The 23,937-nt window shown below is 62.1% G+C and carries 24 protein-coding genes; 14 read left to right on the top strand and 10 right to left on the bottom strand.

From position 1 onward, the window contains the following. Positions 1 to 41: 41 nt before the first annotated feature. Positions 42 to 635, top strand: coding sequence for a hypothetical protein (locus EK373_RS26470; RefSeq protein WP_129647509.1), 594 nt, complete (start codon positions 42 to 44; stop codon positions 633 to 635). Between the two features lie 8 nt (positions 636 to 643). Further along, a complete protein-coding gene (locus EK373_RS26465; RefSeq protein WP_129647508.1) occupies positions 644 to 1,210 on the top strand; it encodes a HEAT repeat domain-containing protein in 567 nt (188 codons plus the stop codon). A 57-nt stretch (positions 1,211 to 1,267) separates the two neighbouring features. Here EK373_RS26465 and EK373_RS26460 read toward each other — a convergent pair whose 3' ends face one another. The 3 genes from EK373_RS26460 to EK373_RS26450 all read right to left on the bottom strand — a co-directional run bounded on the left by EK373_RS26460 (position 1,268) and on the right by EK373_RS26450 (position 5,474). Then, the gene (locus EK373_RS26460) at positions 1,268 to 2,215 is read right to left on the bottom strand and encodes a HupE/UreJ family protein (protein WP_129647507.1); all 948 of its coding nucleotides are present in this window, start codon (positions 2,213 to 2,215) and stop codon (positions 1,268 to 1,270) included. Beyond that, a complete protein-coding gene (locus EK373_RS26455; RefSeq protein WP_129647506.1) occupies positions 2,215 to 3,069 on the bottom strand; it encodes a peptidyl-prolyl cis-trans isomerase in 855 nt (284 codons plus the stop codon). Before EK373_RS26455 ends, EK373_RS26460 begins: the two co-directional genes overlap by 1 nt. Positions 3,070 to 3,146: 77 nt before the next feature. Beyond that, positions 3,147 to 5,474: a hypothetical protein gene (locus EK373_RS26450; protein ID WP_129647505.1), complete on the bottom strand. Its 2,328-nt coding sequence runs from the start codon at positions 5,472 to 5,474 to the stop codon at positions 3,147 to 3,149. A 206-nt stretch (positions 5,475 to 5,680) separates the two neighbouring features. Between EK373_RS26450 and EK373_RS26445 the strand changes: the two genes are divergently transcribed. Both EK373_RS26445 and EK373_RS26440 read left to right on the top strand, forming a co-directional pair. After that, the gene (locus tag EK373_RS26445; protein ID WP_129647504.1) at positions 5,681 to 6,313 is read left to right on the top strand and encodes a putative 2OG-Fe(II) oxygenase; all 633 of its coding nucleotides are present in this window, start codon (positions 5,681 to 5,683) and stop codon (positions 6,311 to 6,313) included. Beyond that, a complete protein-coding gene (locus EK373_RS26440; RefSeq protein WP_232831258.1) occupies positions 6,306 to 8,948 on the top strand; it encodes a fused MFS/spermidine synthase in 2,643 nt (880 codons plus the stop codon). Before EK373_RS26445 ends, EK373_RS26440 begins: the two co-directional genes overlap by 8 nt. Before the next feature lie 3 nt (positions 8,949 to 8,951). On the opposite strand, the gene EK373_RS26435 is transcribed toward EK373_RS26440, so the two are convergent. Together EK373_RS26435 and EK373_RS26430 are read right to left on the bottom strand one after the other, a co-directional pair. Next, positions 8,952 to 9,401, bottom strand: a complete 450-nt coding sequence (locus tag EK373_RS26435; protein ID WP_198683669.1) for a CBS domain-containing protein — start codon at positions 9,399 to 9,401, stop codon at positions 8,952 to 8,954. A gap of 171 nt (positions 9,402 to 9,572) precedes the next feature. Continuing rightward, positions 9,573 to 11,579 (bottom strand): alkaline phosphatase D family protein, encoded by a 2,007-nt coding sequence (locus tag EK373_RS26430; protein WP_129647502.1) that lies wholly within the window; start codon positions 11,577 to 11,579, stop codon positions 9,573 to 9,575. Positions 11,580 to 11,662: 83 nt separating this feature from the next. On the opposite strand from EK373_RS26430, the gene EK373_RS26425 reads away from it, so the two are divergent. Further along, a complete protein-coding gene (locus EK373_RS26425) occupies positions 11,663 to 12,211 on the top strand; it encodes a DUF4166 domain-containing protein (RefSeq protein ID WP_129647501.1) in 549 nt (182 codons plus the stop codon). An 8-nt stretch (positions 12,212 to 12,219) separates the two neighbouring features. Next, on the top strand, positions 12,220 to 13,317 hold the full coding sequence (locus EK373_RS26420) for a saccharopine dehydrogenase family protein (RefSeq protein ID WP_129647500.1): 1,098 nt from the start codon (positions 12,220 to 12,222) through the stop codon (positions 13,315 to 13,317). 13 nt (positions 13,318 to 13,330) lie between these two features. Here EK373_RS26420 and EK373_RS26415 read toward each other — a convergent pair whose 3' ends face one another. Next, positions 13,331 to 13,819 carry an SgcJ/EcaC family oxidoreductase gene (locus EK373_RS26415; RefSeq protein WP_129647499.1) on the bottom strand — a complete coding sequence of 163 codons (489 nt, stop codon included), beginning with the start codon at positions 13,817 to 13,819 and terminating at the stop codon, positions 13,331 to 13,333. A 149-nt stretch (positions 13,820 to 13,968) separates the two neighbouring features. On the opposite strand from EK373_RS26415, the gene EK373_RS26410 reads away from it, so the two are divergent. From EK373_RS26410 to EK373_RS26395, 4 genes are all read left to right on the top strand, one after another. Continuing rightward, positions 13,969 to 14,379 (top strand): VOC family protein, encoded by a 411-nt coding sequence (locus EK373_RS26410; protein ID WP_129647498.1) that lies wholly within the window; start codon positions 13,969 to 13,971, stop codon positions 14,377 to 14,379. 62 nt (positions 14,380 to 14,441) lie between these two features. Further along, positions 14,442 to 14,747, top strand: coding sequence for a S24/S26 family peptidase (locus tag EK373_RS26405; RefSeq protein WP_129647497.1), 306 nt, complete (start codon positions 14,442 to 14,444; stop codon positions 14,745 to 14,747). 2 nt (positions 14,748 to 14,749) lie between these two features. Continuing rightward, positions 14,750 to 15,103 (top strand): hypothetical protein, encoded by a 354-nt coding sequence (locus EK373_RS26400; protein WP_129647496.1) that lies wholly within the window; start codon positions 14,750 to 14,752, stop codon positions 15,101 to 15,103. Between the two features lie 15 nt (positions 15,104 to 15,118). Further along, positions 15,119 to 15,559 (top strand): hypothetical protein, encoded by a 441-nt coding sequence (locus EK373_RS26395; protein ID WP_129647495.1) that lies wholly within the window; start codon positions 15,119 to 15,121, stop codon positions 15,557 to 15,559. A 29-nt stretch (positions 15,560 to 15,588) separates the two neighbouring features. Here the strand turns inward: EK373_RS26395 and EK373_RS26390 are convergent, their stop codons facing one another. After that, a complete protein-coding gene (locus tag EK373_RS26390; RefSeq protein ID WP_129647494.1) occupies positions 15,589 to 16,200 on the bottom strand; it encodes a rhomboid family intramembrane serine protease in 612 nt (203 codons plus the stop codon). 179 nt (positions 16,201 to 16,379) lie between these two features. Between EK373_RS26390 and EK373_RS26385 the strand changes: the two genes are divergently transcribed. Further along, positions 16,380 to 18,254, top strand: coding sequence for an MFS transporter (locus EK373_RS26385; protein ID WP_129647493.1), 1,875 nt, complete (start codon positions 16,380 to 16,382; stop codon positions 18,252 to 18,254). A 108-nt stretch (positions 18,255 to 18,362) separates the two neighbouring features. Here EK373_RS26385 and ald read toward each other — a convergent pair whose 3' ends face one another. Beyond that, a complete protein-coding gene (gene ald / locus EK373_RS26380; RefSeq protein WP_129647492.1) occupies positions 18,363 to 19,475 on the bottom strand; it encodes an alanine dehydrogenase in 1,113 nt (370 codons plus the stop codon). Positions 19,476 to 19,612: 137 nt separating this feature from the next. Between ald and EK373_RS26375 the strand changes: the two genes are divergently transcribed. Both EK373_RS26375 and EK373_RS26370 read left to right on the top strand, forming a co-directional pair. Further along, positions 19,613 to 20,074, top strand: coding sequence for an Lrp/AsnC family transcriptional regulator (locus EK373_RS26375; protein WP_129647491.1), 462 nt, complete (start codon positions 19,613 to 19,615; stop codon positions 20,072 to 20,074). A 171-nt stretch (positions 20,075 to 20,245) separates the two neighbouring features. Continuing rightward, positions 20,246 to 21,313 (top strand): phytase, encoded by a 1,068-nt coding sequence (locus EK373_RS26370; protein WP_129647490.1) that lies wholly within the window; start codon positions 20,246 to 20,248, stop codon positions 21,311 to 21,313. A gap of 191 nt (positions 21,314 to 21,504) precedes the next feature. On the opposite strand, the gene EK373_RS26365 is transcribed toward EK373_RS26370, so the two are convergent. Further along, the gene (locus EK373_RS26365; protein ID WP_129647489.1) at positions 21,505 to 21,930 is read right to left on the bottom strand and encodes a winged helix-turn-helix domain-containing protein; all 426 of its coding nucleotides are present in this window, start codon (positions 21,928 to 21,930) and stop codon (positions 21,505 to 21,507) included. An 80-nt stretch (positions 21,931 to 22,010) separates the two neighbouring features. Between EK373_RS26365 and modA the strand changes: the two genes are divergently transcribed. Next, positions 22,011 to 22,802 (top strand): molybdate ABC transporter substrate-binding protein, encoded by a 792-nt coding sequence (gene modA / locus EK373_RS26360; RefSeq protein WP_129647488.1) that lies wholly within the window; start codon positions 22,011 to 22,013, stop codon positions 22,800 to 22,802. A 16-nt stretch (positions 22,803 to 22,818) separates the two neighbouring features. On the opposite strand, the gene modC is transcribed toward modA, so the two are convergent. After that, positions 22,819 to 23,934 (bottom strand): molybdenum ABC transporter ATP-binding protein, encoded by a 1,116-nt coding sequence (modC, locus tag EK373_RS26355; RefSeq protein WP_129647487.1) that lies wholly within the window; start codon positions 23,932 to 23,934, stop codon positions 22,819 to 22,821. Between the last annotated feature and the right edge of the window lie 3 nt (positions 23,935 to 23,937).

Raw genomic sequence — 23,937 nt, 5'->3', positions numbered from 1 at the left:
GGGTCCATATGGCTGTCACATTGCCGACATATGCTCGTCGCATGAACCGAATCGGACCCAAGCCCGCGCTGCTTGCGCTACTCATCGCTTCCACTCTGACCGGCGCCGTCGGCGTGGCGGACCCGTTACACAAATACGGCGACGATGGCGCGTGGTGCCATGTCGATAGCGGTTGGGTGTTTCCGAAGGATGTAGGCAGTTTCGCGCGGGTGTTGCAGCCCTACAATATTGACGGTAACAACGATGCCGGCGCGGAATACGAGCAGGAATCGGCGACGCTGCAGGGTGCGGTCGAAGTGGATGTCTACGCCGCGGATTCGGCGGCGACGGATGCGAACATCGATGGAGCGAGAGCAACCGCGGCGCTTACAGCCGGCGAAGGCGCCATAGTCGAATCGGAGCAACCTTTTCCAATCGACGCCGTGAAAGGCCTGAAGGGCGTCAAGGTCATGTATGCAACCGACACGAAGGCAGCGGGCGGGCAAACCAATCTGTACTACTTCACGACGGATCGTTGGCGCGTGAAAGTACTGGCTCACGCCAAGCAGGCCGGTACTCAGAGCGATCAAGCGCTCGATGCGTTCGTGCGGGCGTTGCCGTGGAACACGTTGGGCACGAACCCCGGAATTCACTGAGCCCTAAGATGCGCCCTTCCGTCATCGTCGTATCGATAGGCATGCTCGCCGCGTGCGGCGGCCTCGCTTATGTGCACGCAAGTCGGGACGAGCCCGAGGCAACAGCGAGCGCGACGGCGACGCAGCCTCCGCCCACTGAGCAAGCGATCGATCCAGCACCAGCTCGAGACGCAGCAACTGAGCCAAACGTCGCCGACGCTGGCGTAGACATCTCACCTTCGACGGATGTTGCTGATGCGATCGCCGCACCCAGTGCCGACACCGTCGAAAAATGGATCAAGGATACGCAAGACAGCGACCCGAAGACCCGCGCCACGGCGATTGCCAATCTGGCGAGCGCACCGACAGCGCAAGCGCTGCCCGGCTTGAGAGAAGTCGTCGACACCGGCGAGCCGGAAGTGGATCGTCACATCGCGCTTCGTTCACTGCACGCCCTCGCTCTGCGAGACGGCGATGAGAACGGCCAGGTCCGCGATGTCATGCGCCGTGCGATTTATCACGGCGACAACGACGGCGTCTCGCAGACCGCCCAATCGCTGCTCGACGATGTCGAAGCCGCGCTCGCCGAGCAATAGCCTCGATAAAATTGGCGGCGCCCGAAGCGCCGCCTGCCCGGCGAATCGTGCTGAGGCCTAAATCAGAATTCCGACGATGCGGCCGATCGACCAATACGCCGCCACACCGCCAATGGCATAGAGCGCCGGCCTACGCGCAGCGGTAACGAACGGCCGCGACCCGAGCACGCGGTACAGTCCATAACAAAGGACCACCACCAGCAGCTGACCGAGCTCCACACCCACATTGAAGGTCAGCAATGCGACAAAAAGATTGTTCTGCGGCAACCCGATTTCAGACAACGCGCCCGCGAAACCCAGGCCGTGCACCAGGCCGAACAGGAACGCAACCAGCGCCGGCCAGCGGCGCGACAACGTTTGTTCCTTGTTCAGCGCCTCGGCGGCGACCAGCATGATGGACAGCGCAATCGTTGCCTCCACCGGCGGCGGACGCAGCGTCAACAAGCCGAGCGAGCTCAGCGCCAGCGTCAGGCTGTGCGCAAGCGTGAAGGCGCTGATCGTGTACACCAGCCGTTTGTTGAAACCGACCAGGAACAACAGCGACAGCACGAACATCAAGTGATCGAAGCCGGCGAGGATGTGCTCGACGCCGAGCGTCGCGTAGGCCCAGGCGATTTCGCCCATGCCGCGCCGGTCTTCGGCCGAACCATACAAGTGCACTTCGGGCTGCCGGGTAGTGAGCGTAAACACTCGGCTCTGACCGTCGAGCCAGTAAATCTTAACGATCGCAGCCGAGTAGTCCTCGCCGACGCCATCGACCCGGAGCGTGCCGAACAAGCCTCGTTCGCCGCAGCGGAGCATGTTCATGTCGACCGCACAGCTCTCTGGCCACACGGGTGCAAGCACCACTGCCGGCGCTTTATCGCTGCTGGCCGTCCATTGCCACAGGAACTCGCCCGGCGAGGTTTCGCGCACTTCCATTTCCGCCATGCTCAGCTCATGAGCGGAAACGGTGCTGGAGACCAGCGCCAGCAACGCGAGCATCAACAGATGCAGCCGGCGCATCACTGCTTCACTCCATCGATCACGATGGTGTACTTCTTGGCCAATGCGCCCACCGCGGCGCTGCGCTGCTCCGACATCACGGTGTCAGTCCAGTCTTGCGTCACGACGCCCCGCAGACGCTCGAAGTCCGCCGCTTCCGCCGGCACGACGGCTTCCAGGCGCATGGCTCGCCAGCCGCCCTTGGTCTGCAGCGCACGCCACTCGCCCACCGGAGAGCTTTCCAGTGCGGTCGCGAACTCCTCGCCGTAACTGTCGACGATATTGGCGTGCGGCCGATCGGTAAACACGCGCAGCCCCGCTTGCACCTCCGGTGTGTTCCCGGAGTTCAGAGCGCTGACGAACGAACGCACCGTGGCCTCCGAGACTTCGCCGGAAAGCACGGCTTCCTGAAAATTGAATCGCTGCGGAATGTCATAGCGGGCACGGTTCTTTTCGAACCACTCGCGAACCACTTTGTCATCGAACGCCGGTCGCTTGGTGTTGTTGTCCACCATGCTCAGCGCCTTGAAGATCACGCGCTCGCGGATGGACTTGTCGCCCTTGTCCAGGCCGAGCGCCACACCTTCGCGATACAACACTTCGTTGTCGAGCCACACCTGCCGGAGCGCCTTCAGCTCGGCGGCATCGGGCTTGCGGCCGCGCGCGGCTTCGAACGCCTGCTGGGCTTCGGCATCGACTTGCTGGTCCAGCTCGATGCGATTCGGATCGTCGGCCTGCCCGGCGATCAGCGAGTCGACGCCGAACAGCACGGCGCCGATCAGAATGAAGTGCAACAACGGCTCGCGCGTCCAGTTGACGCTCTTCGCCGGCGCAGAAGTGGTGGAAATCTCAGAGCTCGACAAAACAGATGACATAGGTAATGGCCCCGCCAGAAACAAATGAACGCCGCGCGTCGCCGCGCGGCGTTCGAGGCTCCTCGATAACGGAAGTATTACTTCACGCCAGCGACCCGGATGCCGTTCTTCACTTCGATGAAGACCGGGTTGCTGTAGAACCACAGATCGGCCCAGGCAGCCACGTCATAGCTGACGTACTGCTGACCCGTGACGGCCGGAACGCGCGCCATGTGATCCGGGCAGCCGTCGATGCTGGTGCCGGTGTAGACCGTGTCGGCCGGAATCGTCGTGGTCATCCTGGCCGTGCAAGGAATGGTCAGCTTCGAGGCATTGCTCGCATTCGTGTAGATGTCCGCGAGCGGGTTGCCGTCCGCATCGGTCTCGTAAGGCACGGAGGCTGGCAGATTGGTGCCGCGCAGACGCAGGTACTGCGAAGCCTTCACGCCGGAGAGACGGAACGACGCCACCTTGTACTCGCCTTTCGAGGTCCACGTGCCTTTGCCGAACGTCTTCAGAATGCCGGCCGTGGTGTTCTTCGCACCTGCGGGCACGGTGTTCATGTCCGGATTGTCGACCCAGTTGTCCGGCCACTGACCGGAGTAGTCGGGCGAGCTCGGCTTCTTCATGCCGGTCACCTTGCCGCCGATCACATCGAAGTGATCCAGCTCGGGCTGGTTCAACGGCTGAGTCTTGCTGATCTGGAGCAACGAGGGGTTCGCGAAGGTGTACGGCGAATAGTTCTTGCCGGACGGATCGCGCACCACGATCGCCACGAGCACGTCGTCGTTCTTGTCGATGCGGAGCTTCTCGCCCATGCCTGCGCAGTTGGCATTGATGTTTACGTCAGTGCCGTTCTTTGCCGCTTCGAGCGCGATGGCTTCGAGCTCGGCCGCGCCGTCATCCCGACCATGGCGCCGGTCATTGTCTTTGAAGCGACGATCGGAGCAGGCCACGAACGCCAGACGATCGATCAGCTGACCGGAAGCCGCAAAGCTGTTGCCGCTGCGCAGACCGTCGACGATCTCGTTCGGCTGGGAAATGTCGCGCTTGTCATGATCATGACCACGGCCGCGGTCCTTGTCATGGCGATGGTTCCCGTCACGGCAGTCCTCCTCCCGATGCACCATCACGAAATCGCGCTGATATTCGCCAGGATAGAAGTCCTGAGTCGAACGGCGATCGTCCGGCGCGAAGCTGCCGCGGTTGTGCCAGTCGGAGCTGGCGAAGAACCACCAGTTGCGACCGTCACCGAGCAGCGCGTCCCACACGCCGCCGACCTGAGCGGCATAAACGCCGGTGCCGCCCCAAGTCGTGCCGCCGACGCTGTCGACGCGCACGCCGCCGATGCTGTTGCGATCAGGGCTGTACTCGCCGCGGTTGTCGGAAGCACCGTGACCTGGCTGGCTCTCGAAGCCGAACGCGACCTTGGGCGCCGCGTTGTTGAAGTTACGCAGGTGCTCGATGTTGAAACCGTTGTTGCCGTCCGGGTTGAACGGTCCAGCGCGCTCGAGGTGCGCCGGCACGTAATAGCTGGTGTTCGGGTGATAGCTGGCCATCCACTTCAGCGCGTCGACGGTCTTCAGGTGACCGCGCACGCCGGTGCCGGGACCGCCGGCTGGAAACAGCTTGGCCGCATTCGGCTTCCAATCCGGATTGCCGGAATAGTCGATGCCGGGCACCGAGCAATCCCAGTTGTTCGAGCCGCCGCGGCTGTTGTCGGTGTCGCCGCGATCGAAGCAGTACGACCACTGAGCGAGCGCGTTGGCGTCGCCGACCGGCACGTAGCTGCCCGCGCCCACTTTCCCGCTCTTGCCGACGACCTGGCCGCTAACCACGGACATCGAGGTGTGCTCGTGACCGGCGACGACCGACTCCAGGCCCATGAACACCGGAATGTTCTTTTTGGCGCTCAGATATTCGGTGACCGGATACTGAACCGATTGGATCGACTGCCAGCGCCACATGCTGGGATTCGCCTGCGACGCGAGCGCAGTGGTCGAGCTGCCATCGGAAGAACCCGTGTTGCCCTTCACGGCGGCCGCACCGATGCTGTTCGCCCAAGTCGTCGTCGGGCCGAAGCCTTCGACATACGGATACGCCGGCGTGCTCAGCGATGCGTCTTCGACGAGCGTGCAATTGCGGTTGCCGCTGCCGCCGTGGCCGGCCTGCACGAACCAGTCCAGACCCCAGGGCGTGTCCTGTTTGTCGGTCGACTTCTTGACCAGCTTCTCCATCGAGATGGCGCCGTCGGAGCAGGTGGTGTGATTGTGGAAGTCACCGGTTTCGTAGCGGCCCTTCGAGCGCGGGCCGTCGTCCCGACCGGAATGGCCCGAATCCTTGGCTGATGCTGCGGCCATCGTGGCCACACTGAGAACCGCCGCGACCGCGGTCGCGATCTGGCTTCGGGTGATTGCAACTGACATTTTGTATCGAAGCTCCCTTCAAGCTGTCGGGTGTTGTGAGAAGTCCCGGAGCGTAGAGAGCTGATATGACTACATCGTGAACAATAGATGATCCTTGCATCGAATCTGCGACTGAAGTCGTTGGCGCTGTCACGAAGCTGTAGCAATCGGCTTCCTACAATAGAAGGTTGCGCAACCGCGCGAAGCCATCGAAGCAGCCGTCAGAAATGTCTGTTACGCCCGAAGTCATTGGCCTTTTCCCCACGCCCTTCATGAGGATACCCGGCGCGTTGGAGCGCAGGCTGGTCGATGGATTGGTCAGTCACTTCAGTGCGCACGCGCGCACCTCGAACAATTCTTCGGCGAATCTGTCGCACACGACGATGCTCAAGCCATCCGACAGCCCGCTGCTGGTGACCGCAGCCACTGTCATCACGCCGATGCTGAGCGAGTTCGGCGCATTGATGTTCGGCGAGCGCCTGGCTTGGTCACTGAAGGAAATGTGGGTGAACCTGCTCGACACCGGCGGTCGCCAGGCCATGCACAACCACGCCAACAGTTTCATCTCCGGCGTCGCTTACCTGACGCCGACGCACCCGGACTCGCGCACCGTATTCATGAAGTCGCCGGGCGGCACGGAGTTCTCGTTCAAGAACGATCATGCGGGCGTGGTCACGGGTCCGTACAACGCCGAGAAGTGGGTCAGCCCACAGCCCGAGCCGGGCGATATCGTTTTATTTCCCAGCTACATCATGCACGCCGTGCCTCCCAACCCAGGCGAGCGCCGCATCACGCTGGCGTTCAACGCCATCCCGACGCAGCTGGACTCATGGGGATACAAGATTGGGTTCAGTGGCTGAACGAGTTGTGAGCGCTGCCGAACCGACCGCACTCGAGCGAGGGCGCCCGCGTCAGATCGTGCTGGCTTGCTTGCTGATGGTCGCGTCCGGCTTTGCCGGCCTCGCCTATCAAGTAGTGTGGACTCAGCAGAGTACGTCGTGGCTCGGTCATGAGTCGGCGGCCGTGCTTGCCGTTGTCGCTGCGTTCTTCGGTGGCCTGGCACTCGGCGCGTTGACGCTCGGCTCGCGTATTGATCGGAGTGCACGGCCGGCGCGGTGGTACGCGGGATGTGAGATTGTCATTGGCGCCTGGAGCCTGACGCTCGCGGCCTTGCTCGAGCCAGCGTCGAGTGCGCTGCTTGGGTTGATCGGTCCGCAACCCTCGGCGACATGGCACTGGTTCGTCGCGTTCTTCGGCACGGCGCTGCTGCTCCTTCCTGCCACTGTCTCGATGGGCGCGACGCTGCCGGCAATGGAGCGTGTGTTCGCCACGACGTCGGCTCGGAATATCTCGATCAGCGCTCTATATGCGGCCAACACGGCTGGCGCTGTAGTTGGGGTGATTGCCGCGGCGTTCTGGCTCGTGCCGCAGTTGGGATTGGCGCACTCGTCGCTCGCATGCGCCGTTCTCAACTTTGTCTGCGCAGCAGTGGCGCTGAGTTTACAAACGAACGGCGACTCAGCGACGCCCGCGCCGGGCAGCGGGATCTTGCGAGGACCGAATCATACTCTCCTGTTGCTCGCTGCCACCGGTCTGCTCGGCATCGGCTATGAAGTACTCGTCGTCCGCGCGCTGAGCCAAGTCGCGGAGAACACGGTCTATACGTTCGCTCTGCTGCTCGCGGTCTATTTGATCGGCACGGCGCTCGGCGCAGCCGCATACAGTCGTTGGCGGGCGAGCAAGCCGATGCGAAGTGGCGAGATATCCTCCGATCGCCTGCTCACTCCTCTTATACAAGTCCTCGCCGCCACCTGCCTCCTCGGCACGCTCCTCCTGGCCGGCGCAGACGAAATAAAGAACTCGTTCATTGGCGCCTTCGGCCCGAGCGTCGCATCGGCGCTGGCGGGCGAAGTTGCCATGGCAATCATCGCGTTCCTGCTGCCCACCCTCGTGATGGGCGCACTCTTCAGTCATCTCAGCACCGAGGCTCGCGATGGCGGCATCAGCTTCGGCCACGCCATCGGCGTGAACACTGTGGGCGCAGCCATCGCACCTCTGCTCTTCGGTCTGGTGCTGCTGCCTGTGCTGGGGCTGAAACCGGCTTTGCTCCTGATCTCTGTCGGCTACTTATTGCTAGTCGCACGTCCCGCATGGTCAAAGCCTGCACAGTGGTTGGTGATTGGCGTCACCGCTGCCAGCGTCATCTGGAGCCCGTCGCTACACAACACACACATTCCGCGCGGCGGCCGATTGGTGAGTTACTCCGAAGGCGTGATGGCCAGCGTGACCGTGATCGAGGACAAGTCCGGCGTCGCGACCCTGCACATCAATAATCGACAACAGGAAGGCAGCAGCGCCACCCTCCTCGCGGACGCGCGCCAAGCGCTGCTCCCTGTCCTCCTTCATCCGAACTCGAAGCGTGCCTTGTTTCTCGGCCTCGGCACGGGGCTGACCGCGTCCTCGGCGACACTACAACCGTCGCTGCAGGTCGATGTCGTCGAGCTGGTGCCAGAAGTGATCGACGCGGCTCAGCACTTCGAGAGCTCGTACCCCGAAGCAGCCGACCGCTCACGCCTGCACACGATGAGCGCCGACGCACGACGCTTCGTTCGCACGAGCGAGCAACAGTACGACGTGATCGTCGCCGACAACTTCCATCCGGCTCGCAGCGGATCCGCCTCTCTATATACCGTCGAGCACTTTGAAGCCGTGCGGCAACGACTGGCGGAAGGCGGCGTGTTCTGTCAGTGGTTGCCACTGCATCAGCTCGACGTCGACACTCTGCGCAGCATCGTCCGATCTTTCCTGGCCGTGTATCCGAACGCCTCGGCAGTGCTGGCAACGCTCAGCCTCGATACACCTACCATCGGATTGATTGCACGTCGTGACGGCGAGCGCTTCAGTCTCGAACAAGTGAGCGCGCAACTGTCCGCCGCAAACTCCTATGACGTGGAAGGCTTCGGCTTCCCCGACGATCTGGCGCTGCTCGGCAGTTTCTTCGCCGGCCCGCACTCACTCACGACGTTTGCCGGCGCGGCGCCGCTCAACACCGACGATCGTCCCATCGTCGCGTATCGCGCACCGACGATCACTTACTCACCTGTGTCGACGCCGCGCGAACGCTTGCTGGAGTTGTTAGGCGACGTCGAGATCAATCCAGAAGAAATCCTGGCGGGCGAACTCAACTTGGAATGGAGCAACCGTCTCGAAGCGTATTGGACAGCTCGCGATCGCTTTATCGAAGCGGGCCGCGATGTACGCCCGACCTCTGATGTCCGCGACATGCTGGCTCAAGTGCGCGAGCCTCTGCTGGAAGTGCTGCACATCAGCCCGGGTTTTCGCCCGGCTTATGACCCGCTGGTCCGCATGGCTGCCGCCCTTGCCGGCAAGGACAGCGCGGCCGCACGTTCCTTGTTGAGCGAATTGCAGCAGGTACAGCCCGACCGGCCGGAAGCCGCGCAACTGCTGAATGCCATCGACTCACAGGCGCAGTGACGATCAGGCGTGCGCGCGCCACTCGTGATCGCGCTCGCTCCGGATCGATCCTGAAATATCGCACAACAAGCCGGTGATCAACTCGATCGCATCGTCGAGCGCGATGATGCCGACCGCCGCGCCGCTGGCATCCACCACCGGCACCCGACGAATGCCTGCCAGGCGCATGACTTGCAGAACATCTCGGAGCTCGTCGTGCTCGTATGCCAGGATGGGCTGCCGGCTCATGACTTCTTGAACCCTGACAGTGTGCGGATTGCGATCCGCGGCGGTCACATTCATGACGATGTCCCGATCGGTCAGCACGCCGGTGAGCCGGTGCGAATCGTCACCCTGACGATAGACGGCCAGCAACCCCACGTGCTGGTCCCGCATCAGGCGGGCAGCGGTCACGATATCGGCCGTGTCCGCGATAGAGATGACACCGCGACAGCAGTGCTCGCTTACGTTCATGACTCTCTCCTCGACGCCAGGTGCAGCTGGCGTCCTCCCAAAAGTCATTCCGTTGCTTACCCAGTCGTCTGGGTGCGTTGGGCACTGGTTGAGTACGTTTTCTATTGCTGGGTCAACTGAACTCTAGATAGCAGCCCTCGGGCCAGCCATGCGTACAAATGCCGATCTTCTTTACAGCGACAATCCCGGATCGCCTTCGACCACACGCTGTTGCAGGACTGGCCGTTCGCCCGCCTTCCAGCGCGTTACGCTGTGGACGACTCGATAGCGCAATGGACCGCCGTCGTCGGTGGCGCTCCGTTCGATCGGCCTGGGAATACAGACGAACTCACACTCGGCGTTTTCGGCACTAACACGCAGAGTGGCGTAGCCATGCCCGCCCAGGTCGAGGAATTTCAGATGCGGAGCCAGCTCGGGATTGGAGAGTCGACGCGCCGCCTCAAGATCGCCGCTCTTGGCATACTCGAGACAAGCAAGCACGCCATGACGCAACAGCAGGTTCACCGTCGGCTGCGGTTTGCCAGCGCGGTCCGCGACGTACAGCGCTCGTAGTGGATGATCTTTCGGAAAGCGATGCTCGAATGCTTCGACCAGTCCCGCAGCCGAGATCGACCCCGTGATGAACGCCGCGCCGACCGGCTCGAAGCGCGACGGCGGCAACGCTTTGCTGGCGAGCCCTGCCCAGAAGCTGTGACGATCGCCGGAGACCGTGACGAAATTCGTGAGCGCCGCATCCCGAATCGCATCGTAGATCTCGGCGCGTTCCCGATACGCCGTGCCGTAATCGCCACCGCCGCCGAAACATGCGTAGCCAGCCCCAAGCCACCGCGCTCCCACGCCTGACGGAAGGTTTTGTGGATCGGCGCGCCAGTCCAACGTGCCCAGCGAATTCCCCCAGACCTTCCAGGTTTGTTTCGATGCCCGCAATGTTTCCAGAAACCATAGCTTCTGGCGCTGGCCCAGAATGGTTTGCGGTGGCCGCCCGCCGTCGCCCGCATCCAGCCGCTCGATGATCTCCTGCGGAATCAGCTCTGGAAAATTGGCATCGTCCAGCGCCGCAGCTTCGGGACGGCTGGTCGGCTCTTCCGAACGGAAGCTGTGCTGATCGGTGATGACGAGCTCGAGATGCTTGCCCCATTGCAAGGCCCGATAACCGATCAGGCTGTCGATGGCGGCAATGTTGTTGGGTTCCTGGCTCAAGCCGTGCGCATCGAATGTTTTCAACGGCACGTCTTTCACCGCTGGCGCCTCGAACTGTTGCAGCGATGGGCGGCCGGGGCGCGTCACGCGCGCCGGCTGATACTCGAACCATGTTTGATTCGCAGCGACCTTACGCGTCTGCGCCGGACGGTTCTGCCGGTCGAATCGCTGCTGCGATTGCCAGCCCATCCACGAGAACTCATGGTTGTCCCACATGGCTACGAAGGGCCACCGGGCGCGCGCCGCCTGCAAGTCAGGATCGTGCAGGTAGGCGCGATACACGGTGCGATAATCGGCCAGCGTCACAGGAATGTGAAAACGCCCGACCTTCTCGCCTTGCGGGTAGCGCACAACGTCACGAATGCGCCGGTCGTAACGACGGCCGCCCGGCACGTCCTCCGGATAGTCGATCACCTCATAGACGAAATCGCCCAGGTGCAGCACGAACGCCAGCTGCTCCGCCGGCGCGGCGCGCTCGTCTTCGAAGATCATCCGGCGATATGCGTTCTGCGCACCTTCGCAAACATTCTGACAGCTGACGAACGCGAACTTGACTGGATTCGTATCGTCCGGAGCCGCGGCTGTTCGCGTGCGCCCGATGCGACTGCCTCGACCGCGCTCGTCGATGAATCGATACCAATAGATGTGCGACGGCTCGAGCCCTGCGACCAGAACGCGGCACGTATGATCTGCTGCTGCGAGCGCCCGAACGTTCGTGCTGGTCACCAGTTGCTCGAACGTCGGCGTTTCTGAAACTTCAACGGTCAGTGGCGTCGCTGAAACGTTCGACGGCGCTGACACGCGTGTCCACAACAGCACGCTGTCGCTGGTCGGATCGCCTGATGCCACGCCTTCCGCATAGACTTCCGGCGCTTCACGCCACGCGCGAGGCTTGGCGCCATGGGCGCTCGGAAGAGCCAGCGTCGCGCCGATCGCTGCTGCCGCTCGAATGAGCTCACGTCGGGTCAATCTGTGCATCGCCGTGCCCTCTCCAATCGCGATAGTCACTATAATGAGCCCTTGTCAGCGAACCAGTGGCAGTTGTCGCAGCCCTTCGCTCAATGTCAGCACCGTCCCTGTACTCGAGAATTCTCGGCCCCGCTTTCGAGCGCCTCCCGCCCGCTCTCAAGAGCATTCACGATGCTCGCCACGCAAAGTTGTACGTCGGGCGATGTGATATTCGCGGCGGCGGCCTGATTGCCAGAACGATCGCCCGCCTCGCGGGACTGCCCATCGCCCAAAACGATGTCCCCATCGAAGTCGCCGTTAACGCCACAGACACGAATGAAGACTGGCTGCGAAAGTTCGGCAGTCAGCGCGTGCAATCGCGCCTGACCTGTCGCAGGCAGCGAGTGGAAGAGCGGCTTGGGCCGCTGGTGCTCACGTTCACTTTGTCTGCAGAGCAGGAACGTATCGTTTGGTCGTTGTACAGCGCGCGGCTGGCATTGTTACCTTTGCCGGTGACCTGGCTGCTGGAGTGCGCGGCGACCGAATCCCTTCACGACGGCCGCTACGGTTTCGATGTCAGTGCGAGCGTGCGCGGCGTCGGTCTCATCGTTCACTACAAGGGCTGGCTGGTCGAGCAGGTCGGCCAACCCCATGGATTTTGAGCTGAGCTATGAAGTCGGTCGTGGTTCTCGGCGGGTATGGAAACTTCGGCCGTCGCATCGTCGCGGCGCTGGCGCGTGAGCCGAACACTCGTGTGTTTGTTTCCGGGCGCGACCTGAAGCGAGCGACCGCCGTCGCACAAGAGATTGGCGGGTCGGTGGAGCCGCTTCGGCTCGATGCTCACTCCGGTGACTTCACGGCTGAGCTGCGCAAGGTTGGCGCCGCCTTGGCCGTTCACACTGCCGGTCCGTTCCAGGGACAGGACTATTCAATACCCCAAGCCTGTGTCGCAGCCGGCGCGCATTACATCGACCTCGCCGACGGACGAGGCTTCGTGTGCGGAATCACCGCGCTCGACGCAGAAGCGAAGCTGAACGGGACTCTGGTGGTCAGTGGCGCGAGCTCCGTGCCGGCCCTTTCCTCCGCCGTCGTCGACGCACTCGGCGCGCAGTTCGCATCGATCGAAAGCATCGACCACGGCATCAGCTCCGGCGCCAGACCGCCGGGCAAGGCGACGATGGATGGCGTGCTCGCCTACGCCGGCAAGCCGTTCAATCAATGGCGCGACGGACAATGGCGAGAAGTGCGCGGCTGGCAGGATCTGACGCGTCGTTTGTATCCGACGCCCATCAAGGGCCGCTGGATCGCGAACTGCGATGTGCCCGACCTCGATTTGTTTCCTGAGCGCTATCGACCGGTGCAGACCGTGCAGTTCCGCGCCGGCGTCGATCCGGCCTCGAACATGATCGGGCTCTGGCTCGCGTCGTGGCTGGTGAGAATTGGATTGCTCGGCTCACTGCAGAGTTGGGTGCCGGCGCTGCATCGGACTGCCAGCGCCCTCGCACGCTACGGATCGAAACGCAGCGCCATGCATGTGACCGTTCGTGGCGTCGCCCTGAACGGCGAGACAGCCGTGCGCAACTGGTTCCTGCTGGCGGATCAGGATCACGGCCCTTTCATTCCCTGCTTCCCTGCCATTGCACTGGCCCGCAAGCTGGTGCGAGATGAGATATCGATTCGTGGCGCCATGCCGTGCATGGGATTGCTCACAGTCGACGACATCATCGGCGTCGGTGAAGGGCTCGACCTGCGCGTCGTCTGCGGTTAACGCCTCGTCCGTTTCAGCGCACTACGTTCTTGTTGGTATTGTGACTCGATCGAATCTTCCAGACATCGCCCTGCTTGACGGTCACCCAGGAGAACAGACCTTCTCGAGGTTGCCGCGGAGTGCCGTCATTGTCGCGGTCGCCGCGAATGGCCCACGTTACATACACTAACGCTACATCCGGCTTGAGCAGCGCGACCTCGACATTCTTTATCGTGATCACGCTGTCCTTGAACTTATTCGCGTGAACTCGCGCGTGACCGGCCTCGACCATCTCTCGCCCCGTGCCTCGGCCCGCATCGACGTTGATCCAGACCACGTCCGCGGTGAGAAGGTTCCCGAAAGCTTTCATGTCGTGACTGTTCCATGCGGCCTCGAACGCCGAAGCCACAGCTCGATTCGCCGCCTCGGCCGAGTCGGTCGTCGCCGCTTGAATCGGCAGCGGCAGCGCCAGCGCCGATGCCAGTATTGCAACAGCCCACAGACGCCAGCGTCGTGCGTTCATGCAACTCTCCTTAGTCTTCCTGATCGAGTAAACGCACTTTGAGCCTTTGCAATGCCACAGCTACGTGAGCAGCGGTGCTTCGGGCATGGAATGCAAAGGAGTTTTTCGGCAGGATATCTGACACTCGGAAGCAGCAAGAGGCTCGCGCCATGTTCAGTCACATCCATCTCGGCACCCGCGACCTGCCTCGCGCGGAAGCGTTCTACGACGCCGTGCTTCTTCCCATCGGTTTGAAGCGTCGACAAGTCGTTCCCGACGGCGGCCCGGACTGCGCGTGCTGGGTTTCGCCCGATCGTACTCTGCCTCGGTTCTATGTCACTTTGCCATTCAACAGACAGGAAGCGAATGCCGGCAATGGCACCATGGTCGCCTTCATGGCCCCGAGCCCGGCTGCAGTCGACGAGGCTTATCGCGGCGGCATGGCCGCCGGCGGCACGGACGAAGGCCTACCGGGCGAGCGCCTCCACTATGGCAAGGGCTATTACGGCGCTTACCTTCGCGATCCCGATGGCAACAAAGTGCACATCACCTATCGAGGCGACATGCTGGGCGAGCTTTGAAGGCTGGCGCAGATGCGATGTATCCTTGCGCGGAATCACCAGAAGGAACGCAAGAAGAACGAATGGGTTGGGCTACAGCGCATATTGCGAAACTGAAGGCGGGCGACATCGTCTCGTTCCGACCGCGCGGTCACTCGATGACCGGCAAGATCGAATCGGGCCAGCTATGCACGGTCGAGCCGGTGCTCGATGTTGCCACCCTCGAGGTGGGCGACATCGTCCTGTGCAAGGTCAATGGCAGCGAGTACTTGCACCTGGTCAAAGCCATTCAGGGCCAGCGCTTCCAGATCGGCAACAATCGCGGCTTCATCAACGGCTGGGTGGGACCGAACGCCATCTACGGACGCTGCACCAAAGTCGAAGCGTGAACATGGCAGACGCCGTCGCTCTCTACCGCCCCGTCGGCCCCAGAGAATTGCAATTGCTGAAGGACAGCGGCTTTCGGCGCTGGCCGCCGCGGCTGCCGGAGCAGCCGATCTTTTATCCGGTCACGAACGAGCAGTACGCGATTGAGATCGCCAGCCGCTGGAACGTGAAGGACGACGCGGTGGGCTATGTCACCAGATTCGAGGTCCGACGCTCCTTCATGGAAAGATATGAGATCCAGCAAGTCGGCGGCTCCTATCACACCGAGTGGTGGGTTCCCGCCGAGGAACTGGAGCAGCTCAACGACAACATCGTCGGACTTATCGAAGTCATTGGCGCGTATCGCAAGCCGATCTGAGTCGGGGTTGTGGCGATGCCCCTGCGCACTCGAAAAATTATCTATATGGCGCTGGCTCTGGTGGGCTGCATCGTGTGGCTGCCTGCCTCGGTTGCGGCCATCCCCGCGATGGGAATCGGCATCTTCGGCTTGATCGCGCTCTCAGCTTTGCTTCGCGGCATCTCTGTACTGCCGGTGGCACGGCAGGTACGGAGCTACTACTCCATCCCCATCGGAATGGGAGTGTTCGTCATGGGTGGCTACATTGCCATCCTGGTGAGCATCCCTGAGTTCCTGCAAGAGCTCATGATTGCCGTCATCGCCGGAGCGATGTTGTTCGCGGTCGGCACGGCCGTCGTGGTGGAAATGTACGTCGCCCCCGAACCGGACGACGAGGACCGCGCGATAGAAGCCGCGCCGTCCCCAGACGGAATCCCTTCCCAACAAACGTCCGCCAGGCAGCGCGACGCCGGCTGAGCACTCCCAACCCGACGATGGTTTTATCGTCAGGAGCGTCTGCGTCGTTGCGCCTGCCAGTAACGAATGATGACGAAGCCGGTGGCCATGCCGCCCAAGTGCGCGAAGTGAGCCACACCCGATGCGGTCTGGGTCACACCCATCACCAGCTCGAAGATGCCGTACAGCGTGACGAACAGCCACGCCGGCATGGGAATGGGCGGGAAAATGAGCATCAGCGTGCGCCTCGGAAACGCCATGCCGAATGCGAGCAGCAAGCCGAAGACTCCGCCCGATGCGCCGACCGTGGGCAGCGGCGGAAGCTTCGCAACGGCGACAACGACGAGATGCATCAGGGCTGCACCGATCACGCACAGCAGGTAGTAGGCCAGGTAGCGGCGCGAGCCGAACAGCCGTTCGATATCCGAGCCGAACATGTACAGCGCGAACATGTTGAGGAACAGGTGCATGAACCCGCCGTGCATGAACCCATAGGTCAGCAGCTGCCACAGATGGAAGCTCGGGTAGCCATACTGCGCTGCTTGCGGAGGCCATAACGGGAACAGCACGTCGAGCAGCCCGCCGCCCAGTAGATATTGCAGGCCGAACACTGCGAGGTTGACCAGGATCAGGGCTTTATTGAGGGGCGTAATGGTCGGCATCGCTACTCTATGCGGGCGGATCAAGTGGGTTAAAGCATGCCCAAAAACAAAAGCCCACCATAGGTGGGCTCATAAGGGGATCGAGGTTACAGCAGGGGGTCACGGATTTCGACCGTGGCCGGGCGCAGCAGTTCCGTGAAAGTGTAGGATGCCGGCCAATCGCACCAACGGATGAGCGAATGGCCGAACAATCACAATTCCAACTACTGGTCCAACGCCGTTTTCTGCCGTTCTTCGGGGCCCAGGCGCTCGGCGCGTTCAACGACAATGTCTACAAGAACACGCTCGTTATCCTCGCGACCTACCAGGCCGCGAGCTATACGCAGTTGGCCCCTGCGTTGCTGACCAATATCGCGGCCGGACTGTTCATCCTGCCGTTCGTGCTGTTCTCCGGAATGGCCGGACAACTGGCGGACCGTTACGACAAGGCGCGTGTGTTGAAGTTCGTGAAGGCCGCCGAAATCGCCATCATGGCGATTGCCGGCTTCGGCTTCGCCACGCACAGCATCGAGGTATTGCTCAGCGCGCTATTCCTGATGGGCGTGCACTCCACTTTTTTCGCGCCGGCCAAATACGGCTTGTTGCCCGAAGTGCTGCGTGATTCGGAGCTGGTTGGTGGCAACGCGATGGTCGAGATGGGCACATTCGTGGCGATCGTGCTGGGCACACTCGCCGCGGGCCTGCTCGCTGCGCACGGCGGAATCGCGCTGATCATAACGACGCTCATCGCCATTGCAGCGCTGGGTTTTCTAAGCAGCCTCGCAATCCCGAAACTGCAACCGGCCGCGCCAACGCTGAAGATCGACTGGCGCCCGTGGACCTCGACCTGGGAAAACCTGCGCGCTGCTGGTGAGTCGCGCACCGTGTTTCTTTCCATCCTTGGCATCTCATGGTTCTGGTTCTACGGCGCAGTCGTGCTAGCGCAGCTGCCGCTATATACCAAAGACGTGCTCGGCGGCAGCGAAGAAGTCGTTACTTTGCTGCTCGTGATGTTCTCCGCCGGCGTCGGCATCGGTTCGTTGTTGTGCGAGCGCCTGTCAGGACGCAAAGTGGAAATCGGCCTGGTGCCGTTCGGTTCGATCGGCCTGACGGTATTCGCGGTCGATTTGTATTTCGCGACCCCTGCGATCGCTGGCAACAACTTGTCGGCTCGCGATTTCATCCACACCGCCGGCTCGTGGCGCGTGCTCATGGACATGGCGTTGATCGGGCTGTTCGGCGGCTTGTTCATCGTGCCGCTGTACGCGATGGTGCAGCAGCGCACGCGTCGCGAAATCATGTCACGCGTCATTGGCGCGAATAGCATTCTCAACGCAGTGTTCATGGTGGTCGCCGCCGGACTCGCGGCCGTCGCCCTCAATGCTGGCCTGACAATTCCTCAATTGCTGCTGCTGACGGGCGTGCTGAATGCGTTCGTCGCTATTTACATCTACAGCCTGGTGCCCGAGTTCCTGTTGCGTTTCATTGCCTGGCTGCTGATCCACTTCGTGTATCGCCTCGACCGCCGCGGCATCGATAACATTCCGGAGGAAGGCCCGGCCCTGCTGATCTGCAATCACGTCGGCTTTGCCGATGCCATCGTGATCTCGGCGGCGTGTCCGCGGCCGATCCGTTTCATCATGGAAAGCAGTATCTTCAAGATCCCGGTGCTGAGCACCCTCTTCCGTGGCATGAAAGCCATTCCGGTGGCGCCGCAGAAGGAAAATCCTGAAGTGTACGAGCGCGCGTTTCAGCTGGTGGCCGCCGAGCTGCGCGATGGCAATCTGGTTTGTATCTTCCCCGAGGGCCGACTCACGCCCGACGGCGAGATCGGCGAGTTCCGCGCCGGGATGATGCGCATCCTGAAAGAAACACCAGTGCCGGTCGTGCCCCTGTCGCTGTCGGGGCTGTGGGACTCGATGCTCTCGCGCAAGTACAAACAAGTGTGGAAGCGCTGGCCGCGCCGCTTCCTGGCGAAGATCACGTTGAAAGTGGGAGAACCGGTGCCCGCCGAGCGGGCTGACGTGCAGGATCTGCGACAACGCGTCGTCGAACTGCGCGGCGCTGCTCAATAGTCCGCCAAAAAAAAGCCCGCCATACAGCGGGCTCAACAGGGGGATCTGGGTGTCAACGCTGGCTATGTAACCACGCTCACCGAGCGTTCACACTTGTTCGAAAGTACGTCAGGCGGCGACACGATACGGCTGATACGCCAGTTTCAAATCGCGAGCCACTGCTTCACAGGTAATGGCGCCCGCATGAACATTCAAGCCCGCCGCCAGGTGCGGATCGGCGGCCAGTGCTTGCTCGACGCCAAGATCGGCTAGTTGTTTCACATAGGGTAACGTTGCGTTGGTCAACGCAAACGTCGACGTACGCGGCACGGCGCCGGGCATGTTGGTAACGCAGTAGTGAACGACGCCATCGACGACGAACGTCGGATCGGCATGCGTAGTCGGCCGGCTGGTCTCGAAGCAGCCGCCCTGGTCGATGGAGATATCCACCATCACCGCGCCCTTCTTCATCTTGCTCACCATCGCACGTGTCACGAGCTTCGGCGCGGCAGCTCCAACCACCAGCACCGCACCGATGACGAGATCCGCTTGGATCACCAACGATTCGATGGCTTCGGCGGTCGAGGCCATCGTCTTCAAACGACCTGCGAATAGCGCATCCAGCTCACGCAAACGCCTGAGCGAGCGATCGACCACAGTCACGTCAGCACGCATGCCGACTGCAATTTCCGCAGCGGCCGTGCCCGACACGCCACCGCCCAGCACCACGACATTTGCCGGCGCGGTGCCCGGCACGCCGCCGAGCAACACACCCAATCCACCATTCGCCTTCTGTAACGACGACGCTCCAACCTGCACCGACATGCGCCCCGCCACTTCGCTCATCGGCGTGAGCAGCGGCAGCGAACCATTGGCCGCAGTGACTGTTTCATAAGCGATGGCCGTCGCGCCCGACGCCATCAGCGCATTCGCCTGCGCAGGGTCGGCGGCCAGGTGCAAATACGTAAACAGGGCCTGCCCCGGACGCAGCATCTGGCACTCGACCAGTTGCGGCTCCTTGACCTTCACCACCATCTCGGCCCCGTCGAACACGTCCTTCGCGGTCGCCACGATCTTGGCGCCCGCGGCGGCATAGGCCGCATCCTCGACCCCGATTCCCGCACCGGCCGTACTCTGCACGATCACTTGATGGCCCGACGCCACCAGCTCTCGAACGCCCGCAGGCACCAGACCGACGCGATATTCGTGATTCTTGATCTCTTTCGGGACGCCGATACGCATAAGACCTCGTTGAGGGCGACGACGCTAAAAAATGTAGAGCCGCGCCGGCGCACGAAATCGCCCCAATCAGGCGCTTTCCAGCGCATTTGTGGCAGACTCTGCGGCACCTCCTGGAAATCCTGACGGATTCTTGCGCCATGAAATTCGACCGCTTCGATCGCGCCATCCTTCAGGCGCTGCAGCACGAAGGCCGGATCCCGAACAGCGCGCTCGCCGAACGCGTCAACATGTCGGAATCCGCCTGCCTGCGACGCATCCGGCAACTCGAGGAATCGGGTGTGATCGAGGGCTACACGGCGCTGATCAGCCAGCAGAAGGTCGGCTGCCCGGTCAACGTGTTCGTCAACATCACACTCGACCGGCAGGACGAAACCGACCTGCGCAAATTCGAGGAGGCCGTGCGCAAGATTCCCGAGGTGATGGAGTGCTACCTGATGACCGGGGACTATGACTTCTTCGTCCGCGTCGTCGTCGCGGACACCGCCGACTTCGAACGCCTCCACAGCAAGCACCTCACCCGGCTGCCCGGCGTGGCGCGGGTCCATTCGAGCTTCGCGCTGCGCACGGTGCAGAAGGCGCGGGAATTGCCGATCCGATGAAGATGACTTCGCTGTGACGAAACTGATTTCTCGCTGACGCGACCTGACAGGCAGCCGTCAGCCGCCCGTCTATAGACTGGGTGCAACGACGTAGAAGAATCGCAATACACGCCCGCTAGGATTGGGTTTCAACTGTAAGACCGACGCACGACACGTCGGCGGAGTCATTGAATGCAACGTTCGCTACCTTGCCTGCTCTCGCTCACCCTGCTCGCCGGCTGCGGCATCACCCAGGACAATGGCCTGCCGTCCAAAGCTGCAAAGCCCGTCTTCGCCTCGGTCGAGACCGAGCCCGTCGCCAGCGCCAACGACGCCGCCGACGATCCAGCCATCTGGGTGCACCCCACCGACCCGTCTCGCAGCTTGATCATCGGCACCGATAAGAAGAACGGACTGGACCTTTACGACCTGGCAGGCAAGCGGGTGCAGTCGCTGCCGGATGGCCGGATGAACAATGTCGATCTTCGTTATGGGTTCGTCGTTGCTGGCCAGCCGGTCGCCATCGTCGCGGCGACGAATCGTACTGACCAAACGTTGGCGCTCTACGCCGTCGATGCCAACGGGCGCTTGAGCAATGTTGCCGACGGGAAGATTCCCACGGGCATGGCCGATCCCTACGGGCTTTGCATGTACCGCAGCGCTGCCGGCGAGTACTTCGTATTCGCCAACGACGGCGACTCCGGTCGCTACAAACAATGGCAACTCGAAGCTCGCGGCGAGCGAGTTGGCGCTCGATTGGTTCGCGAGTTCGGCGTTGGCTCCCAAGCCGAAGGTTGTGCCGCGGATGATGGGACCGGCGTTCTATATATCGCCGAAGAAGACGTCGGGCTCTGGCGCTACTCCGCTGCGCCGGGCGGCGGGAGCGATCGTACATCCGTCGACACGGTTGCCAACGGCAATCTGACCGATGACGCCGAAGGTGTGGCGATTTTCTACGGCTCCGGAACCAGCGGATATCTGCTCGTCTCGAGCCAGGGTTCGAATGAATACAACGTGTATCACCGCGACGGCGACAACAAGTTCATCGGCAAATTCGCCATCGTGCCAAGTCCGGCAGGCATCGATGGGACGAGCGATACCGATGGCATCGATGTAACCAGCGCGTCGCTTGGCTCCGCGTTCCCGCATGGCGTGTTTGTCGCGCAGGATGGGAAGAACACGTCGCCGGCGGCGGCACAGAACTTCAAGCTGGTGCCGTGGGAGAGGATTGCTGAGGCGCTGAAGTTGCCGGCGCTGTAGAGGTTGGGCTACGGAAGAGGACAGTGCGATTGGACTGGGCGCACCGATGCGCCGCCGAACGCGATATGAAGTATCGGACATAGCGCCACCCTCCACCCCCGTTATATCCTCAGGGATATCGCGCCGACATCTCGCTCGGCGTGGCTGGAAGAAGCTCAAGCTGGACTATTGAACAAGTGAACGCAGCTCCATCAACGAGACGCCGCGCGCTTGGCCGCTGCCGCGGCTGGCGAGCGTTGTGTGCGAGTGATGGAGCGGCGCGTGCCTTCGCGCTGAACGCTCACGGTCTTGAGCATGGAGCCGAAGTACTTCTCGGCGCGAGTGTTGGTCTCTTTTTCGAATTGCCGATACGCCGCGACGACGGATTCGCCGAACTTGGTCAGCGTCGTGCCTCCGCCGCCGGTGCCGCCTGTGCTCGTCAGGACGAGAGGCTCACGGAAGGTCTGATTGAGGCTGGTGAGCAATTGCCAGGCGCGGCGATAGCTCATGTCCAGCTCGCGAGCTGCCTGCGACAGCGAGCCGGAATCTCGCATCTTCTCGAGCAGCGCCACCTTGCCCGGTCCGATGGCATGGTCGGAATCGAAATCCACACGCAACGTAATCTTGAGCCGGCTCATCGTTGGTCTCCCCGGGCGAAGCGCGAAAGTAGCGCAGCGACGATCGCGATCCAAGCACCGGCAGCACTCGTGGTGGCACCATGATCAAAACCCTGGCGCATCTGCTCATCGCAACCCTGCTGCTGACCCAGACCGCCACGCCAGCCGAAAGGCAGCGCGAACCCCTGTTGGTGTTCGCCGCGGCATCACTGACCGATGTCTTGCAGCAGGCCGGGCCGTTGTACACCAAGCAATCCAACGTGCCGGTGAAGTTCTCGTTTGCCGCCAGCTCCGCGTTGGCCAAGCAGATCGAATCGGGCGCACAGGCCGACGCGTTCCTGTCCGCCGACCAGGATTGGATGAACTATCTGCAGGAGCGCAAACTCATCAAGGCCGAAACGCGCAGCGACCTACTCGGCAATCGCCTGGCGCTGATCGCGCCGAAGGACAGCAGAGTCAGATTGAAGTTACAGAAAGGCGCGCCCTTGCTTGCAGTGCTCGGCCGGAACGGCCGGCTGTCCACCGGGGATCCGGACTCGGTGCCGGTCGGCAAGTACGCCAAGGCCGCGCTCGGCAATCTTGATCTGTGGTCTGCGATCGAGCCTCGCCTCGTGCGAGCAGACAACGTTCGCGTCGCATTGATGTATGTGGCCCGCGGCGAAGCGCCGCTCGGCATCGTGTATGCGACGGACGCTGCCGTCGAACCGCAGGTACAAATCGTCGATCTGTTTCCCGAGTCATCGCATGCACCCATCACTTATCCGGTCGCGGCAACGACCAGCGCCTCGCCCGAGACGAACTCCTTCCTGAAGTTCCTGCGCAGCGACGCAGCCCGCGCCATCTTCACCAAAGCAGGCTTCACGATCCTGAGCAGCGGCGCGGCAGCAAACTGATAATGAAGTCCTGAACCTAAAGGGCCGGCTGCTGCCTCGGTGCGGCTTCAACGAACGCATGTCCCCGAATCGAAACTGACTTCACCAGCGCCCACACCTGCAATCCAGCGCGCAGGCCGAGGGCAACCGACGCGGCCCCGGTTACGCGCGACAGAATCGACGCGCCGCCGATATCGACGTAGACCAGCTGCGTATTCTCATCGTCCGGAACGATCCGCGCGATCGTGCCGGTCATGATGTTTCGAACGCTGAGATTATCGGGTCGAGTAGTCGCGAGAATGATATCTCGCGCCAGCAGTTGTGCGCGGATGTGAGCGCCCGCTCGCGCCTCTCGCAAGTGGATTCGCAGCACGTTGTTGCCGACTCGAATATTCGCAAGGCCCGTCCCGCCATCGACCGATTCAACCAGGCCGTGAATGACTGCGCCCACGGCTTCCGGCCCGACGATGGCGCGTAACTCCGGATGCAAGCTGAGCTCATCCAGAGAGCCCTGCGACAGAACCTTCCCTTTCTCCATCAACACGACGTGCGTCGCGAGTCTCAGCACTTCTTCGAACTGATGACTGACATAGATCATGGGAATCGCCAGCTCGTCGCGCAGCTTTTCCAGATACGGCAGCACTTCCTCACGGCGCGCGGCATCGAGCGACGCCAACGGCTCATCGAGAATCAGCAGACGTGGGTTGGTCAGTAGCGCCCGCCCCAACGCGACGCGCTGGCGTTCACCGCCGGACAACTGATGTACTCGCCTCGTCAGCAACGGCTCGAGCCCGAGCAACGGCGCGACCACCTCGAGCGTGATGCGCGGCGCATCGCGATGTGACTTCGCCCGCTTCTCGCCATAGCGCAGGTTCCCCATCACATCAAAGTGCGGGAACAATCGCGCATCCTGAAACACGTAGCCGATGCCCCGATGCTCGGCCAGCAGCGATTTGCCGTTCTTATCGAGCGCCCAGCCGTCGATCACGATGTGCGCTTCATCCGCCGCCAGCAGGCCCGCAATGACGTTGACCAGTGTCGTCTTGCCGCAACCGGAGCGACCGAACAGCGCAACGACGCCGGGCGCCGAAACTTCGATGTCCACATCGAGCACGAAGCCATCGCGGCGCTTCTTGGCGCGGATACTGAACATGCG

The organism is Peristeroidobacter agariperforans, assembly GCF_004138335.1.
GTDB lineage: Bacteria > Pseudomonadota > Gammaproteobacteria > Steroidobacterales > Steroidobacteraceae > Steroidobacter > Steroidobacter agariperforans.
This window is presented reverse-complemented; position numbering and strand designations above follow the sequence as displayed.

Bases quoted from the DNA above. Each gene is read 5' to 3' on its own strand.
- EK373_RS26445 (WP_129647504.1), top strand. From the start codon at position 5,681: ATGTCTGTTACGCCCGAAGTCATTGGCCTTTTCCCCACGCCCTTCATG.
- EK373_RS26420 (WP_129647500.1), top strand. From the start codon at position 12,220: ATGAAGTCGGTCGTGGTTCTCGGCGGGTATGGAAACTTCGGCCGTCGC.
- EK373_RS26385 (WP_129647493.1), top strand. From the start codon at position 16,380: ATGGCCGAACAATCACAATTCCAACTACTGGTCCAACGCCGTTTTCTG.
- ald (WP_129647492.1), bottom strand. From the start codon at position 19,475: ATGCGTATCGGCGTCCCGAAAGAGATCAAGAATCACGAATATCGCGTC.
- EK373_RS26415 (WP_129647499.1), bottom strand. From the start codon at position 13,819: ATGAACGCACGACGCTGGCGTCTGTGGGCTGTTGCAATACTGGCATCG.
- EK373_RS26465 (WP_129647508.1), top strand. From the start codon at position 644: ATGCGCCCTTCCGTCATCGTCGTATCGATAGGCATGCTCGCCGCGTGC.
- EK373_RS26430 (WP_129647502.1), bottom strand. From the start codon at position 11,579: ATGCACAGATTGACCCGACGTGAGCTCATTCGAGCGGCAGCAGCGATC.
- EK373_RS26390 (WP_129647494.1), bottom strand. From the start codon at position 16,200: ATGCCGACCATTACGCCCCTCAATAAAGCCCTGATCCTGGTCAACCTC.
- modC (WP_129647487.1), bottom strand. From the start codon at position 23,934: ATGTTCAGTATCCGCGCCAAGAAGCGCCGCGATGGCTTCGTGCTCGAT.
- EK373_RS26395 (WP_129647495.1), top strand. From the start codon at position 15,119: ATGCCCCTGCGCACTCGAAAAATTATCTATATGGCGCTGGCTCTGGTG.
- EK373_RS26435 (WP_198683669.1), bottom strand. From the start codon at position 9,401: ATGAACGTAAGCGAGCACTGCTGTCGCGGTGTCATCTCTATCGCGGAC.
- modA (WP_129647488.1), top strand. From the start codon at position 22,011: ATGATCAAAACCCTGGCGCATCTGCTCATCGCAACCCTGCTGCTGACC.
- EK373_RS26400 (WP_129647496.1), top strand. From the start codon at position 14,750: ATGGCAGACGCCGTCGCTCTCTACCGCCCCGTCGGCCCCAGAGAATTG.
- EK373_RS26455 (WP_129647506.1), bottom strand. From the start codon at position 3,069: ATGTCATCTGTTTTGTCGAGCTCTGAGATTTCCACCACTTCTGCGCCG.
- EK373_RS26365 (WP_129647489.1), bottom strand. From the start codon at position 21,930: ATGAGCCGGCTCAAGATTACGTTGCGTGTGGATTTCGATTCCGACCAT.
- EK373_RS26425 (WP_129647501.1), top strand. From the start codon at position 11,663: ATGTCAGCACCGTCCCTGTACTCGAGAATTCTCGGCCCCGCTTTCGAG.
- EK373_RS26450 (WP_129647505.1), bottom strand. From the start codon at position 5,474: ATGTCAGTTGCAATCACCCGAAGCCAGATCGCGACCGCGGTCGCGGCG.
- EK373_RS26405 (WP_129647497.1), top strand. From the start codon at position 14,442: ATGGGTTGGGCTACAGCGCATATTGCGAAACTGAAGGCGGGCGACATC.
- EK373_RS26460 (WP_129647507.1), bottom strand. From the start codon at position 2,215: ATGCGCCGGCTGCATCTGTTGATGCTCGCGTTGCTGGCGCTGGTCTCC.
- EK373_RS26470 (WP_129647509.1), top strand. From the start codon at position 42: ATGAACCGAATCGGACCCAAGCCCGCGCTGCTTGCGCTACTCATCGCT.
- EK373_RS26370 (WP_129647490.1), top strand. From the start codon at position 20,246: ATGCAACGTTCGCTACCTTGCCTGCTCTCGCTCACCCTGCTCGCCGGC.
- EK373_RS26375 (WP_129647491.1), top strand. From the start codon at position 19,613: ATGAAATTCGACCGCTTCGATCGCGCCATCCTTCAGGCGCTGCAGCAC.
- EK373_RS26410 (WP_129647498.1), top strand. From the start codon at position 13,969: ATGTTCAGTCACATCCATCTCGGCACCCGCGACCTGCCTCGCGCGGAA.